Here is a 12,764-nt window from a genome sequence, read left to right on the forward strand (position 1 = left end):
TGACCAGGGCCCAGACGATGAACCAGAGGCGGTTCATCTGGCGTTCGCGCTCGCGCGCTGCCGCGGCAGACACACCGCGGACGGCTCGAACCACAGGCCCGGACCGGTGAATGCGAGGACGGTTTCGCGGATATCTTCCGGGAAGTCTTCCTTGACGATGCCCTTTTGCTCGAACGCTTCGGCCAGCTGCTCCTTTACGCGAACGTCCAGCGGCGTCGAATACGCCGCGTTTGCCTGATCGCGCTTCTGCTCGCTGCAGAACATCCCCATGGCGGGATTTGGACAGTCGTAGATCTTCGCCCAGCCACGCGCATAAGCCGCCGTAGCGGCGATCAGGTTCGCCTTCATGGTCTTGTCGCAGGGCGACATCGCGTAGGCCGTGCCTGCCTGCAGCGCATCCATTCGCAGCGCGTCAAGCTTCGGGTCCTTGTCGCTCTGCAGCGTATGCTCAGCTTCCCACGCCTTGCGCTCGTAGGCCTTGGAGCTCTCATCGCCAAACGAGGTCGAAAGCGTCGGCCTCAATGGGGCAACCAGCGAAGGGGTCGTCGTGGGAAATCCTCGCATCGCCCAGAATACGCCGACGAACGTGGTGACGAACGCCATGCAGGTCAGAACAATAAAGCGGAGCATGCTGTGCACTCAATGACAGTGCGCAACCTAACGGTGCCGCATTAAGAGATGTATTAATTTACGGGTTCCAGCTCTGAAGGGTAAATGAACGTCTAAGGGTGCGCCAGAAAACGCTGATGAAACGCGGATGTTGTCACCCGCTGCCCTGCGGTATCGTCAGATCAAGCGCTGATCGCGCGCACCATGGAGATGGCGAAGTGGGAGGATAGCCCGGCGGGCAGGCCGAAGCGGGCCACGCCTCACCGCTTTGATTGAGGCGGCCTTCGCCTCATGCCCGGGCCACCAGACGTGGACGAAACACAGACTCGACGGTCGGGGCAGACAGAGCGGCCGGCCTTCGTGCCGACCGGCGCCGCGGGATGAAGAAGCTGTTGACGAGGATCGGCTCCTGATCGCCGAGCGCGGTTCGCTCCTTCGCCAGCAGGCTCATCACGGCGCGCATCTTCATGACTTCCTGCGCCACGAAACTGCAGTCCTCATCGCGATTGATCTGCTCATGCATGATTGCCTCGGCCTCGCGCATGCTGACGCGGAGCGCTCTGATCGTTCTGCGGAGTTCGTTGATGCGGTTGTCCATGTCTGCCTCCATCTCGGTCGCAGCATAAGAACAAAACATGAACAAATTGTCAATCGCCGCCTTGACCAGTTGCGACGCCATCGCTGATCAGCAAGAGCCACAGCTGCACACCCGCGAGCGACTTGATGACAAATTAGACAAGTCACCTCGCAGTCCCGGGCGCGAAAAGCTCTGCTGCAACGTCGCGCAATCGGACCATGCGGGCGATCTAACCTCCCGTGCAGCCAACGGATTTCTTGCCGAACGGGTTCACCGCACCGAGCCATCAAGCGGCTCAGCCGCTGCGCAAACCAACTGGCCCAAAATTCGCAATGAATCTGCAAGCTGGCAATGGCGCAGAGCGGAGAGACGTCATGAACGTGCATGCTGCGGGCGATCTCAAGACCACAGGCCTCACCCACCCGAACGGTGCGCCGCTCCGCCTCAACACCCAGGACTTCGTTGCGATCGACCGCGACAGGAATGCGACGTTCGAGGCGACGTACCGTCCGCAAGCGCTCTACAACCGCGCCAACGAAGGCTTTCATGCCAACAACGAAACCTTCCTCCTGCACGAAGTCGCGACCAATTTGCCGATCTACCGGCCCGACACCGGCCCCACCGATTTCCATCTGCATCTTCCGCCGGGCGGCTTTCAGCTCGTGCTGGTCACCTCGGGCGCGTTCACCTTCGACTATGACGGGCGCTGGTACAATGTCGGCCCCGGCGCGGTGATGCTGCAAAGCGCGATCGTGCACCGCCAGCTGTTCTACACCTGGTCGGGCCTGTCGACCGAAGAAAACCTGAAGACGCCGCAGACCGTGGTGCCGGACCCGATCTCGATGGGCTACTCCGGCAAATTCCTCGAAGCTTTCATCACCGATCCCACCACTTTCCCGAACCCGACCATCGTCGGACCGGATCAGATCAACGAAGACGAAACGCCGCGCGTCGCCTGGAGCCATCCGCTGCACGATCGTCCCGCCGATGCCGGCTTCTGGCTGCAGGATCCCCTCGCGCTGGACGCGCTTTACAAGCCGCTCGCCGACGGCTCGGTCAAATCGGCCCTGCAGGTTTACGTGCGCGATACCGGGATCGAGATTCCCAGCGGGCATCTCGTGACCGGCCACATCATCGCAACCGATCCGCGCGGGCATGGGCTGTTGCCCAAAAGCACGTCCGCGGCCGCGGACACGACGAGCTTTGCCAAGGGCGAGGTCGTGATCTATCGCGTCATCCGCGGCACGGCCGAATTCAAGAAAAAGGCGGGCGAGATCTTTGAACTCTCCGCCGGCGATGTGGTCACCGCGGGCAGGGATTCGATCAGCCTCATCGGCGTCGGCGAAAACACCCAGGTGCTGCGCCTCGGCCTGCTCAAGGGCATGAACGAGCTTCGCAGCTGGACGCCGACCCAGCGCGACGAGATCGATGGCCTCGCCGGCCAGATCATCACGCACAAGGACATCCGTCCGCTGCGCACCGAAGGCAAGCCGGTCGGATATCTGTACGCGTAGCCGCACAAAAAAACGGCCCGCCGAAGCGGACCGTTAAAATCCCGATTAGCGCAAAGGCCCGCCGTACAGCTGCCGCTCCTTACGGACTTCTTCGGCACCATAAGGCCGACTGGCGGGATCGAACGCCTTCCATCCGGTCTTTTGCCAGACGGCACTTCGGTCCCGCAGATTGACGGCGGACTCGTTCAAGATCGAATCGAACCGAGAACGGTCAGCATCCGCGACCCGCGCCGACACCAGCGTACCTCCGCGACGAACACCCTCGGCATAGGAATCTGCGTCCTCCCGCGAAATGCCGGCCTCGGTGAGCGCGCCGACAACACCGCCGGTCGCGGCTCCCGCGGCTGCACCGACCGCGGTGGCCGCCAGCCAGCCCGCTGCGACAACAGGTCCGAGCCCTGGGATCGCCAGCAAGCCAAGGCCGGCCAGAAGACCGGCGGTACCACCGAGGCCCGCACCGATGCCAGCACCCTTCCCGGCGCCTTCGGCGCGATCGTCGACGCCGTTGTGGTCGCGATCGACCTTCTTGTCATCGTTGAACCAACTGTCGGAGTTGTTGGCGACGATGCTGATGTCAGAATGCGGCACGCCGGCAGCCTCGAGCCGCTGAACCGCCTGCTGGGCGTCGCTGTATTTGTCGTAAAGACGGGAAATCGTAACAGTCATTTTGATTCTTTCTTACTTGGTTGAATTGACGTTGCCTTGGAAGTCGACGCTGACGGCGGTGGCGGATCCACCCTTGCTGGCCTGGCCCCGCCAAACGCCCTTGTCGTCCTTCTTCAGCTCGGTGACGTTGGCGTAGCCGGCATCCTCGATCTTCGACTTGGCTTGTCCTTCGGTGAAACTGTTGCGGCCCGCGACGGGAGCGTCGGAGTTGTTCTGCCCCGAGCTGTTAACGGCGTTGTTGTTCGGTCCTGATTGCGCCGGCGGATTTTGCGCCGAAGCCGGAGCCGCCAATGCCGTGGCAGCCGCGAGTACGGAAATGCAAACAAGGAGTGACGGACGTTTCATGAATGTCTCCAGACTGTAAGGAGTAAGCCAAGCCCTCATCGGAGCTTTCGTTCCTCGGCCTCCACTCTGATTTTCCGGCGTGCATCTGGGTTTAGGAACATATGTCCGGCCCCTCTGTTGCGTCTGCACGACATGGCCCGTGAATGAGCATGCCGTCCCCTGAATTGGCGATTTGACCATGCGTGCGTTCCGTCGGCACTGCGAAGGTGACCTGCGGATCGACGGGAAGCTTCCCTTTCCTGCTCTCAAATAGCTGGCTCCAGTCAGCGAAAGTGTCACATGCGCATCCTCAAAAAACGTTCGCCCTCGCTGACGGCCTCGACCCTTCGTGCCTTCGTGGAGCATCCATTGACTTCGGCCGTCGTCGCAACGGTCGGCCTGATGACCGCGGCTGCGATCGTCAATCGGCGGCTTGCGGACAAGGCACAGCGCGATCACCCGCCACAGGGTCGGTTCATCGACATCGACGGCGTTCGTCTGCATTACGTCGAGCGCGGATCCGGTCGCCCGCTGGTCCTGCTCCACGGCAACGGCAGCATGATCCAGGATTTCGAGTCGAGCGGCCTCATAGATCTCGCCGCCACGGACTATCGCGTGATCGTATTCGACCGTCCCGGCTTCGGCCACAGCCAGAGGCCCCGCAATGTCGTGTGGACACCTGCAGCCCAAGCCGACCTCTTCAAGAATGCGCTTGCGCATCTCGGCGTCGAAAAGGCGATCGTGCTCGGCCATTCCTGGGGCGCGTCAGTCGCTGTCGCGCTGGCAGGCAGACACCCCGCAATGGTCGAGGCCCTGATCCTCGCTTCGGGCTATTATTTCCCGACCGCGCGCACCGACGCAATGATGGCGATGGCCGGGCCGGCCATCCCGGGTTTTGGCGATGTCCTCAGTCACACCATTTCACCGATCCTCAGCCGCCTGATGTGGCCGGCGATGCTAAGACAGCTGTTCGGACCGAAATCCGTCCCGCAAAAATTCGACGGCTTCCCCAAAGCGCTGGCCGTACGTCCGTCGCAGCTTCGTGCCGGCGCGGCCGAGGCAGCGTTGATGGTCCCGGCCGCGATGCTATCGGCGAAAACCTACGGAGAATTGGCCATGCCGGTCACCATCCTGGCCGGCGAAGACGATCGCCTCATCGACATCGACGAACAGTCCGGCCGGCTGCATGACGAGATCAAGCACAGCAAGATGCGCCGCGTCCCCAATGCCGGTCACATGATCCAGCAGTCGGACACGGCTGACCTCATGGCCGCCGTTGACGAGGCTGCGGCAGGAACGCTGCACTAAGACCCAAGCTCAAGTCGGGCAAATCCGATCGCGTACGGTCCGAATTAGGAACGTCCCGTACAGCGCTCAGTTGGCTCTCCGTATCTCCTGCAATCGAAGGTCTTTCCATGTATCATCACGTCAAGAAGCTCATGTTCACGGTCAGGGTCGACGAGCCGGATCCGCGGTTCGGCAACATGCTGCTGGAACAGTTCGGCGGCGCCAACGGCGAGCTGGCGGCCGCCATGCAATACTCCATTCAGGGGCTCAATTGCGAAGACCCTGACCGCAAGGATCTCCTGATGGACATTGGCACCGAGGAGCTGAGCCATCTGGAGGTCGTCGGCGCCCTCGCGCGGCTGCATTTGAAGCCCATGAAGTTCGATCGCGAAGCGGCGGAAGCCGATCCGCTGATCGCGATCGCCGGCGGCGGCGGCGTCAGCCTTTGCAATTCGCAGGGCAACGCCTGGACGGCCGACTATCTTAAGATCACCGGCGAGCTCGACGTCGACCTCCGCAGCAACATCGCCGCGGAAGCCCGCGCCAAGATCGTCTATGAACGCCTGATCAATTTCTGCGACGATGCCGGCACCAAGGACGCCTTGCAGTTCCTGATGACACGCGAAATCACCCACATGAAGGCGTTCTCGCGCGCGCTGGAAAGCATGAAGAAGCCTGCCTTCAGCATCGGCCGCATCGCTCCGACGCCTGGTCTGGTGGACCAGTTCTTCAACGACTCCACGGGAGTCGGCGACAACGGAGAAATCGACACCAGGGGTCCGTGGAACGAGGGCGAAGACTGGGTGTTCATGGAATCGCCGGCGCTCCAGAGCGGCGAGCCCGGCACGGCGTCTTCGATCGCTGCGGAGAGTTCGCCGTCGGAGCCGGCCATCGGCCTTGACGATCTGCTGATCGACCAGCTGCGCGACCTTCTGCATGCCGAGAAGCAACTGACCAAGGCGCTTCCTCAGATGATCGAGGCTGCGCGCTACGACCAGCTCTGCGAGCTGTTCACCGTTCATCTGGCCGAAACCGAAGCCCAGATCGAACGTCTGGACGAGTGTTTCGAACTGCTCGGCAAGAAGCCGCGCGCCAAGCCCTGCAAGGGCATGCAGGGACTTGTCGAGGAAGGCGACGAGGTGATCAAGGAGAGCGCCAGGAAGGACGATGCCGCTGCGGATCTCGCGCTGATCGGCGCGGCGCAGCGTGTCGAGCATTACGAGATTGCCGGCTACACGACGGCCCGCAACCTCGCGCAGCAGCTGCGGCACAGCGCCGTCGTCGCACTGCTGTCGAAGAACCTGGCCGAAGAAGAGAACGCGGATCAGCTGCTCAATCAGGTCGCGCGTTCGTTGATGTCGGTTGCGAAAATGCCTGCCCCGATCGAGCAGAGCTTCGCCAAGGATGACGCCGCTGGCGGTTAGGTCAGCACCGAAGCTCGAGAAGGCGGCCCCACTCGAATGGGGCCGCCGATTGCCAGGACATTCCCGATTTTACAAACCGCAAGGCGGTTGGAACGGATCAGCATGACCCCGAGGATCAGAGAGCATCCCTGCCCGCTCTGCAACGGCACCGGCTTTCCCAAATCGAAGCAGCCCGCGCATCCCGGCCGCAAAATCTATCCAAACAAATGTGAGGCCTGCCAAGGCAAGGGAAAGATCACGGACATCGAGCGAAATGACCACTGACTCGAGCTCACGGTTTCAGGGGTGAAGTCGACCTGCGCTCCTCGTCGACCGAAGCGCTTGCCCCTCGGCCAACGGGACTGGTAGTTCATGGGCGATCGAATGCGCCCGGAGCACCAGCTTCGCCCGTGAACCGTGACGTCACCAGAAGCTGCGGAAGCTGCACCGCCTGCTGCGATGGCTGGCTGCAGATCGAAGTGCGCGGACACAAGGTGCGCAAGGGGCAGCCGTGTCCGTTCAGCGTCGCGCACCAATGCTCGATTTATCCGGAACGCCCCCAGCATCCCTGCCGCGAATTCGTCTGCGGCTGGCTGGTCCCGTCAAGCCCGCTGCCGGACTGGATGCGACCGGACCAATCGAGCATGATCATGCTGGCCGCCAATTTCTTCTGGCGCGGGCTGCCGGTCGACGTCGTGGTGCCGGTCGGCGAGGCGCCAAGGAAGAAGGCGCTGGATTGGCTGACCCAATTTTGCGCCGAGAACAGGCGGCTTCTGGTCTACCAGATCGGCGATGAATGGTTCGCTTTCGGACCGCCTCTGTTCCAGACCGACATTGCGGGCCGTCTCGCACGCAGCGAACCGCCGTGGGGCAATTGAAGCGGACCCAACGTAGGACCAAAGCTAAGCCAAAGACTCAACTTGCTTTTTTTGACAAAGAACCGGACCGGCACACCGCGATGCGGCAGATCGCCGCGCGACACGCTTTGCTGGGAATAGTTGCTGATCAGACACACTCGGCCTGAAAAGCGAGTGGCGCGGTCCCAATCTATTTGTATATGGCATCTGGCATACATTACCTTCCGTTTTATCCCGGACCCATCAGAGAGTCCGCGGCGATAGAGGGGAAACCAGATGAGGAAGGCCTTTCTGCTCAGCACAGGCTTTGCGGCCCTTTGCACAACCATAATTAGCAGCCCGCTAAGAGCGGCAACCATAGATGACGTGGTCGCGCGCCTCGATGCGCTCGAGCGCAGCAATGCCAAGCTCGCAAAGGAGAACGCCCAGCTCCGCGAACGCGTCAATCACATGGCCGAGCCGAAAGCCGCGGCGACCGCGGTCGCGCCGGCCTCGCCCAAGGGCAATCCGGTTCTGCACGCGGCGGTCGCGCCGTCCCCGGCCCCAGCATCGGCACCGGAGCACACCGTCGTCAGCATCGGCGGTGCCCCGCTCTACAGCAAGGCGCCCGGAAGCAATCCCTTCATCGACAACACCACGGTGACGCTCTACGGCCACGTCGATCTCTCCGGCGATATCTTCAATGCCGGCGTCTACGACCAGGGCACGAAGTTCGGCGTCGCCAGCAATCTCACCTATTTCGGCGTTCGTGCGCGGCACAATCTGGATCCCTATGGCTATCCCGGCTGGGCCGCCGTCGCGCAGTTCGAGTCGCTCGTCGAGGTCGCAGCCGTTCCGACCGAGCGCGCCGCATTCGGCACGCGCGACAGCTTCCTCGGCATGGAGACCCCCTGGGGCACGATCAAGGCCGGCAAGGCAGATACGCCCTACAAGAAGGCGACGGCGAAGTTCGATCCATTCTCGGCCACGCTCGGCGACTACAACTCGATCATGGGCAACACCGGCGGCGATCTCCGCGCCGAGTTCGATTGGCGCGCCGCGCATGCGATCTGGTACGAATCTCCGGTATGGAACGGCTTCCAGGCCACATTCATGATCTCGCCGGGACAGAACACCGCGAAGGACAACAGCGACTACGCGCTCGGCGATTTCAACTGCCCCGCCACCTCGGCGCGCGGCAGCGGCTCGAGCTTCCCGCTCACATCGGCGCCGGAGGGCTGCACCGACGGCTCCTACGGCAATCTGTACAGCGCGTCGCTGACTTACAATCAGGGTGGGTTTACGGGCGTTGCCGCCTACGAACTGCACGAGGGCACCAACCGAACCGGCGACGAGGCCGTGACAGCGCTGAGCAACGGCACGGTTCTGACCGTGCCGCCGGGTGCGGTCGGCATCGCCAATGAATGGGCTGCGAAGGTCGGCGCGGGCTACAAGTTCAACGACATGATCGGCAGCCTCCAGCTGTACGGCATCTACGAGATCATGCGCCGCCAGAACACGGTCGCCGCCTTCAACGAGCGCTCGCGCGACGGCTACTTCCTGAGCGCGACCCAGACGATCGACAAATGGGACATCAATGCGTCATGGGCCCACGCCAATGCCTCGCCGGGTTCGCCGGGCACGGGCGTCCTGAACGCCTATCCCGTCCCGGGGGTCGCGGTCTCGGCTCCGGCCGGTGCCGCCGACTTCGCGCTCAACACGGTGGACTCGAGTGCGGATCAGTATGCGATCGGCGTGAAGTATCACTTCAGCCCGTTCGTGAGCTGGTACCTGGTCGGCAGCTATCTGCGCAACGGACCTGGCGCGCATTACTGCCTCGGCGTCAGCGGGCACGGCTACGGCGTCTGCGGACGCGACGCCAACAACAACGTCGTCGCCGGCAACAAGACCGAGGCGGTCACGACCGGCATGACGTTTGACTTCTGATCAGAAAGGAAAATATCGGGGAGCCGGTCGCGGCTCCCCGTGATTTGACGTCCTATTCCGCCGCCTGGCGCACGTGGCGCGCGGTCGGCGTGCGCATCGTCACCAGCTCTTCGGCCGCGGTCGGATGCAGCGCAATGGTCGCGTCGAAATCGGCCTTGGTCGCCTTCATCTTCACCGCGATCGCGACGACCTGCGTGATTTCGGCAGCGGCGTCACCGACGATGTGGCAGCCGAGCACGCGGTCGGTCGAGCCATCGACGACCAGTTTCATCAGCACGCGGGTGTCGCGGCCGGACATCGTTGCCTTGATCGGGCGGAACGTCGCCTTGTAGATGTCGACGTGGCTGAACTGCGCGCGCGCCTCGGTTTCCGTCAGGCCGACCGTGCCGACCTCCGGCTGCGAGAACACCGCGGTCGGAATGGTCGAATGATCGACCTGCACCGTACGCTTGCCGAACACGGTGTCGGCGAAGGCATGGCCCTCGCGGATCGCGACGGGCGTGAGGTTGTGGCGATGGGTGACGTCGCCGATCGCATAGATGCTGTCGACCGAGCTCTTCGAGAAATGGTCGACCGCGATGCCGCCGTTCTTGGGGTTGATGGCGACGCCGGCCTTGTCCAGGCCGAGATTGGCGACGTTGGGATGCCGGCCGATCGCAAACATGACCTGGTCCGACGCGATGCTCGACCCGTTCGACAGATGCGTGGTGAACTCCTCGCCATGGCGGTCGACCTTGTTCACCGTGCAGCCGGTGAGAATGGAGATGCCCTGCTTCTCCATCTCGCTGCGAACGTGAGCGCGAACGTCCTCGTCAAAACCGCGAAGGATGTTGTCGCCGCGATAGATCACGGTCACGTCGGAACCGAAGCCGGCGAAGATCCCGGCGAACTCCAGGGCGATGTAGCCGCCGCCCTGGATCACGATCCGTTTCGGCAGCTTCTTCAGGTGAAACGCCTCGTTGGAGGAGATCACATGCTCGATGCCGGGAATCGCCGCGCCGTGGTTGGGCGCGCCGCCGGTGGCGATCAAAATGTATCTTGCGGTGATCTTCCTGTCGTCGGCGAGCAGGCGAATGGTGTGCCTGTCCTCGATCACCGCGCGGCTCTTGACGATTTGCGCGCCCGACTTCTCGACATTGGTCGTGTAGGCCGCTTCCAGACGCGCGATTTCCTTGTCCTTGTTGGCAATCAGGGTCGGCCAGTCGAAGGTCGCGGGCGGAACGGTCCAGCCGAAACCGGCGGCATCCTCGAACTCGTGACGAAAGTGCGAGCCGATCACGAACAGCTTCTTGGGCACACAGCCGCGGATCACGCAGGTGCCGCCCATGCGATACTCTTCCGCGATCATCACGCGGGCACCGTATCCGGCCGCGATGCGGGCGGCGCGCACGCCGCCCGAACCGCCACCGATGACAAAGAGATCGACGTCGAATTCGGCCATGGTGCACTCCGACCCCGCTCAAGGATTATCCGGACAGATAGGTACTGTCAGATTTCCTTGCCACGCTTCTTCATCTCGGCGCGGAAGGCGCTCGCGACGACCTCGGAGAAATTCTGTGCCCAGGCATTCATCACCTGCATGCTGAGGTTGATCGCCTTGGGCTCGTTGGTGAGCAACTTCTGGCCGAGCGGCGACTTGTAGAACACGACGAGATCCTTCAGTTCCTGCTCGGTGAACTCGCCGGCGTAGACGCCGACCATGCCGTCGCCGATCTCCGACTCGCGGCCGGCCAGCTGTTTGGCAACGATCGGGGCGACCTCGTTGAGGTCCTTCTGGTAGTTGAGATTCTGGCCGATCAGCGTGGCCTTGACCTTCTCCACCATGCCGGGCACGGCGCCGGCATACATGGCGCTGGCATTCTTCAGCGTCAGAATCTCCTTCGCCGCCGCAATCGCCCCGGGCGTGGGTGCCGGCTGGGCCGGCGGCTGCTGCGCGGTCGCAGGCGCCGCCCCCAATGCCAACGCGATGGCAAGGCAGGCTGCGGGCACGATCTTCAAAACGCTCTTCATTCCTGGTCTCCTTTTGGCGGCTTATCGCCGTTCAATCACGCGGATTCCCTCGCCACCCGCCAAAACGGCCGAGCTGGCCAAGCCGATAAACAACCCATGTTCGACGACGCCGGGGATCGCACTCAAAGCCCTGGCGAGGCTTGCGGGATCCGCAATCCGTCCGAGCTGGGCATCGACGATCCAGTGGCCGCCATCGGTGACGAAAGCGTGGCCGTCCTTGGCCCTGCGGACCGCCATTTGCCCGGAAACGCCGCATTCCGCAAACGCCTTTTCGATCGCCCGCCGGGTCGCCCCGAGCCCGAATGGGATCACCTCGACCGGCAGCGGAAAGCGGCCGAGAGTCGGCACCCATTTGGTCTCGTCGGCAATGACGATCATGCGATCCGAGGCCGCCGCGACGATCTTCTCGCGCAGCAATGCGCCGCCGCCGCCCTTGATCAGGTTGAGCTGGGGGTCGATCTCGTCGGCACCGTCGATGGTGATGTCGAGATGATCGATCTCATCGAGTGTGGTCAGCGGCACGCCGCAGCGCATCGCGTCGGCGCGTGTCGCCTCCGAGGTCGGCACACCGATCACGTTGAGCCCGGCTGCGACGCGCTCGCCCAGCAGCTCGACGAAATGCTTGGCGGTCGAGCCCGTGCCGAGACCCAGCTGCATGCCGTCACGCACCTCCTCGAGGGCGCGTGCCGCTGCCTGCCGCTTCAACTGGTCCATATCCACGTCTGCGCCCGCCTCTCGAAATCAGGATTGCCGCCGGTAGAGCTCGCGGCGGCCTATGTAGACTCGTTTTCCCCCCGCGAATAGGTCCGGGAACACTCCTATCAGGCGATCTTATGGCCCCGCCCCTTGCGCTGGCCCGGCCGGACCGATAGCGCTTTTTGCATGAAATCCCCCTACACCCTCGTCTTCGATCTCGACGGCACGCTTGTGGATACGGCGCCCGACCTGATCACCGCGCTCAATTACGTGCTCGATCGCGAAGGCCTGCCGCCGGTGCCGATGGCCTCGGCCCGGAACATGATCGGCGCTGGCGCCCGCAAGCTGATCGAACGGGGCCTGGAGGCCGAGGGGCGGACAGTCACGCCTGCTGACATGGACCGGATGACGGCGGATTTCATCGCCTATTACGCCGACCATATCGCGGTCGAATCTCGTCCCTTTGAGGGGCTGCTGGACGCGCTCGACCTGTTCGCAGCGCAGGGCCATCGGCTTGCGGTCTGCACCAACAAGCTGGAATGGCTGTCAAAGCGGCTTTTGGACCAGCTCGACCTCAGCCGCCGGTTCGCCGCAATCTGCGGCGCGGACACTTTTGGCGTTCAGAAGCCCGATCCGACCATTTTCAGGCAGACCGTGGCGCGGGCGGGCGGCGAGGTCAAAGCCAGCATCATGGTCGGCGATGCCGGAACCGACGTCGGGGTCGCCCGCCGCGCCGGGGTGCCGGTGATCGGGGTCAGCTTCGGCTATACGGACGTACCGATCGCCGAGCTGAAGCCGGACCGGCTGATCCATCACATGCGGGACCTGCCGGCTGCCGCCCATAGCCTCATGACCATCCATGCGTCAGGCAAGGCTCTGTAATAGCTCGGCTATC

13 protein-coding genes are annotated in these 12,764 nt (G+C 63.1%); 6 read left to right on the forward strand and 7 right to left on the reverse strand.

What is annotated here, in order from left to right; all coding sequences use genetic code 11:
* Positions 1-33 precede the first annotated feature (33 nt).
* Positions 34-630 carry a hypothetical protein gene (locus tag JQ621_RS05930; protein ID WP_249124684.1) on the reverse strand — a complete coding sequence of 199 codons (597 nt, stop codon included), beginning with the start codon at positions 628-630 and terminating at the stop codon, positions 34-36.
* 268 nt (positions 631-898) lie between these two features.
* A complete protein-coding gene (locus JQ621_RS05935) occupies positions 899-1,207 on the reverse strand; it encodes a hypothetical protein (RefSeq protein WP_249124686.1) in 309 nt (102 codons plus the stop codon).
* Between the two features lie 353 nt (positions 1,208-1,560).
* Between JQ621_RS05935 and JQ621_RS05940 the strand changes: the two genes are divergently transcribed.
* Positions 1,561-2,700: a hypothetical protein gene (locus JQ621_RS05940; RefSeq protein ID WP_212233444.1), complete on the forward strand. Its 1,140-nt coding sequence runs from the start codon at positions 1,561-1,563 to the stop codon at positions 2,698-2,700.
* Positions 2,701-2,745: 45 nt separating this feature from the next.
* Here the strand turns inward: JQ621_RS05940 and JQ621_RS05945 are convergent, their stop codons facing one another.
* Together JQ621_RS05945 and JQ621_RS05950 are read right to left on the reverse strand one after the other, a co-directional pair.
* Positions 2,746-3,366 carry a general stress protein gene (locus JQ621_RS05945; protein ID WP_212233445.1) on the reverse strand — a complete coding sequence of 207 codons (621 nt, stop codon included), beginning with the start codon at positions 3,364-3,366 and terminating at the stop codon, positions 2,746-2,748.
* A gap of 12 nt (positions 3,367-3,378) precedes the next feature.
* Positions 3,379-3,711 (reverse strand): hypothetical protein, encoded by a 333-nt coding sequence (locus JQ621_RS05950; protein ID WP_212233446.1) that lies wholly within the window; start codon positions 3,709-3,711, stop codon positions 3,379-3,381.
* A 279-nt stretch (positions 3,712-3,990) separates the two neighbouring features.
* Here JQ621_RS05950 and JQ621_RS05955 point away from each other — a divergent pair, with 279 nt between their 5' ends.
* The 4 genes from JQ621_RS05955 to JQ621_RS05970 all read left to right on the forward strand — a co-directional run bounded on the left by JQ621_RS05955 (position 3,991) and on the right by JQ621_RS05970 (position 9,163).
* Positions 3,991-4,998 (forward strand): alpha/beta fold hydrolase, encoded by a 1,008-nt coding sequence (locus tag JQ621_RS05955; protein WP_212233447.1) that lies wholly within the window; start codon positions 3,991-3,993, stop codon positions 4,996-4,998.
* A 107-nt stretch (positions 4,999-5,105) separates the two neighbouring features.
* Positions 5,106-6,401: a DUF892 family protein gene (locus tag JQ621_RS05960; protein ID WP_212233448.1), complete on the forward strand. Its 1,296-nt coding sequence runs from the start codon at positions 5,106-5,108 to the stop codon at positions 6,399-6,401.
* A gap of 389 nt (positions 6,402-6,790) precedes the next feature.
* Positions 6,791-7,258: a hypothetical protein gene (locus JQ621_RS05965; protein ID WP_212233449.1), complete on the forward strand. Its 468-nt coding sequence runs from the start codon at positions 6,791-6,793 to the stop codon at positions 7,256-7,258.
* Positions 7,259-7,603: 345 nt separating this feature from the next.
* The gene (locus JQ621_RS05970; protein ID WP_212233450.1) at positions 7,604-9,163 is read left to right on the forward strand and encodes a porin; all 1,560 of its coding nucleotides are present in this window, start codon (positions 7,604-7,606) and stop codon (positions 9,161-9,163) included.
* Between the two features lie 52 nt (positions 9,164-9,215).
* Here JQ621_RS05970 and gor read toward each other — a convergent pair whose 3' ends face one another.
* Genes gor through rpiA form a run of 3 tightly spaced genes read right to left on the reverse strand, consistent with a single transcriptional unit; the run spans position 9,216 to position 11,893 of the window.
* Positions 9,216-10,604 carry a glutathione-disulfide reductase gene (gene gor, locus JQ621_RS05975; protein WP_212233451.1) on the reverse strand — a complete coding sequence of 463 codons (1,389 nt, stop codon included), beginning with the start codon at positions 10,602-10,604 and terminating at the stop codon, positions 9,216-9,218.
* Positions 10,605-10,651: 47 nt separating this feature from the next.
* The gene (locus tag JQ621_RS05980) at positions 10,652-11,173 is read right to left on the reverse strand and encodes a DUF2059 domain-containing protein (RefSeq protein ID WP_212233452.1); all 522 of its coding nucleotides are present in this window, start codon (positions 11,171-11,173) and stop codon (positions 10,652-10,654) included.
* A gap of 21 nt (positions 11,174-11,194) precedes the next feature.
* Positions 11,195-11,893, reverse strand: coding sequence for a ribose-5-phosphate isomerase RpiA (gene rpiA, locus JQ621_RS05985; protein ID WP_212233453.1), 699 nt, complete (start codon positions 11,891-11,893; stop codon positions 11,195-11,197).
* 162 nt (positions 11,894-12,055) lie between these two features.
* Between rpiA and JQ621_RS05990 the strand changes: the two genes are divergently transcribed.
* On the forward strand, positions 12,056-12,751 hold the full coding sequence (locus JQ621_RS05990) for an HAD-IA family hydrolase (RefSeq protein WP_212233454.1): 696 nt from the start codon (positions 12,056-12,058) through the stop codon (positions 12,749-12,751).
* The last annotated feature ends 13 nt before the right edge of the window (positions 12,752-12,764 follow it).

This window comes from Bradyrhizobium manausense (assembly GCF_018129685.1).
GTDB classification, from domain to species: domain Bacteria; phylum Pseudomonadota; class Alphaproteobacteria; order Rhizobiales; family Xanthobacteraceae; genus Bradyrhizobium; species Bradyrhizobium manausense_D.